This window comes from Deinococcus betulae, from assembly GCF_020166395.1.
Lineage (GTDB): Bacteria > Deinococcota > Deinococci > Deinococcales > Deinococcaceae > Deinococcus > Deinococcus betulae.
In genome coordinates this window covers 1-871 of the sequence record NZ_JAIQXU010000090.1, presented here as the reverse complement: position 1 = coordinate 871, position 871 = coordinate 1, and the positions used below count along the sequence as shown (strand labels likewise).

1 protein-coding gene is annotated in these 871 nt (G+C 58.6%); it reads left to right on the top strand.

All coding sequences use genetic code 11. From position 1 onward, the window contains the following. Window positions 1–55: 55 nt before the first annotated feature. On the top strand, window positions 56–865 hold the full coding sequence (locus tag K7W42_RS22750; protein WP_224577690.1) for an IS5 family transposase: 810 nt from the start codon (window positions 56–58) through the stop codon (window positions 863–865). Window positions 866–871: the final 6 nt, after the last annotated feature.

Here is an 871-nt window from a genome sequence, read left to right as displayed (position 1 = left end):
GATAAAAGGGCATATAAAAAAGAAGGAGCGGGTCTGTCTGCAGCAGAATGGGGCCATGAGGCGGCGCGCGTACCCCAGTGACATCGATGATGAGACCTATGCCTTCTTGCTGCCGTATCTGGCGCTGAGTCCAGAAGATGCCCCACAGCGGAGATATCCACTACGCGAGGTCCTCAATGCGCTGCTGTGGCTCAGCCGCACCGGCGCGCAGTGGGCGTATCTGCCGCATGAGTTCCCTCCGCCTGAGATCGTACGATCTCAGGCAAAACGCTGGTTCCAGGCGCAGTGTTTTGAGAATGCTGTGCATGATCTGCGGCTGTTTTGCCGGGTCAAGCAGAAGAAACATGGTGAACCGACGGCCATCATTGTCGACAGTCGAACGCTGCAAAGTACGCCGGAAAGTGGACACCGGGCAGGTTTTGATGGAGCGAAAAAACGCAAAGGGACCAAAGTGCATCTGGCGATCGATACCTTGGGTCACCTCGTCGCTTTGATGACGTCACCCGCCAACGAACAGGACCGGGCACAGGTCGAAGCCCTGTGCCACGTGGCCCAACTGGAGACGGGCGGCATGCTGGAGGTGGCCTTTGTGGATCAGGGGTACACCGGTGAGGCGGCCCAGAGTGCTGCCCGCAACAGCAATATGGAGCTCATCGTCGTGAAGCGTCCGGACGCTTCACGCAGCTTCGTGTTGCTGCCCAAACGCTGGGTGGTCGAACGCTCCTTTGCCTGGTTGGCCCGCTTCCGTCGTTTAGCTCGTGATCTCGAGCGCTTGTCTGCCACCCTCATTGGCTTTCACTTCCTCGCGGCCTGCGTTCTGCTCCTCGCAAAATGGAGGTCCTTTCTTGCAGCCCCTCTTACCTAGCCTCTA

Excerpts from the sequence above, each read along its gene's own strand:
- K7W42_RS22750 (WP_224577690.1), top strand. The coding sequence starts at position 56 with ATGAGGCGGCGCGCGTACCCCAGTGACATCGATGATGAGACCTATGCC.